The organism is Oleiphilus sp. HI0080 (genome assembly GCF_001635135.1).
The window spans coordinates 1-932 of the sequence record NZ_LWFU01001134.1 but is presented as its reverse complement, the minus strand read 5'-3'; the positions used below and the strand labels follow the sequence as shown (position 1 = coordinate 932).

The 932-nt window shown below is 45.6% G+C and carries 1 protein-coding gene and 1 pseudogene; both read right to left on the bottom strand.

Annotation, left to right across the window (positions count from 1 at the left end; translation table 11 throughout):
• Positions 1 to 535 (bottom strand): transporter substrate-binding domain-containing protein (locus A3751_RS20415; protein ID WP_068458714.1); only part of this gene is annotated, 535 nt, incomplete at its 3' end.
• A 153-nt stretch (positions 536 to 688) separates the two neighbouring features.
• Positions 689 to 932: pseudogene (locus A3751_RS20410) on the bottom strand (histidine/lysine/arginine/ornithine ABC transporter ATP-binding protein); the annotation flags it as partial.

Here is a 932-nt window from a genome sequence, read left to right as displayed (position 1 = left end):
AAACTAGATCTACACGGCCGCCTGTCAAATCAAGAACTAGATCGTCAGCAGTCGTGTATCGCTTGATATCAACAACATCAGCGCCAACTTGGTTAGTGACGTAATCATCTTGAAGTGTTCCTCGCTGAACACCTACACGCTTGCCCTTAAGCGCGTCTTTGTTCGTAACGTCTAGATCCATGCCTTTCTTACCGAACCATGCGGACGGCGTATTGTAGTAACCGTCAGAGAACAATACTTTTTCTGCACGCTCTGGAGTGATCGACATAGAAGAAAAGATAGCGTCGTATTTACGCGCTAGAAGGCCGGGAATGATACCGTCCCAAGCTTGAATAACCCATTCGCACTCTGCTTTGATTTCAGCACAAACCGCGTTGCCCAGATCAATTTCGAAGCCAGTGAGTGTGCCATCTGGCGCTTTGTATTCGAAAGGCTCATATGGGACATCAACAGCCAGTTTAAGTTTGTCTGCAGCGAAGCCAAGACTGCTTGTTGCAGCTAGGACACAACCTAGAAATAGCGATAGTTTTTTCATGAGGATTTCCCCTTATTGTTTATAGTGACTCTTTACGAGTTCCGTTAATGACTCTTGATTACTTCCGTTAATGACTCTTGATTACTTCCGTTAATGACTCTTTACGAGCTCAGTCAATGACGCTTGATGAGGTCAGTGATTGTGTACTGATAACTAGTACTTCGGTTGAAGAAACTGTCTCACACGTTCGGAGTCAGCATCTTCAAATACTTTTTTAGGATTACCTTGTTCTTCAATGCGGCCTTCATGCAGAAATACGACCTGTGATGAAACATCGCGGGCAAAGGCCATTTCGTGGGTTACCACAATCATGGTTCTCCCTTCGTCGGCCAAGCTGTGCATGACTTTAAGAACTTCACCAACAAGCTCAGGATCGAGCGCTGATGTTGGCTCGTCG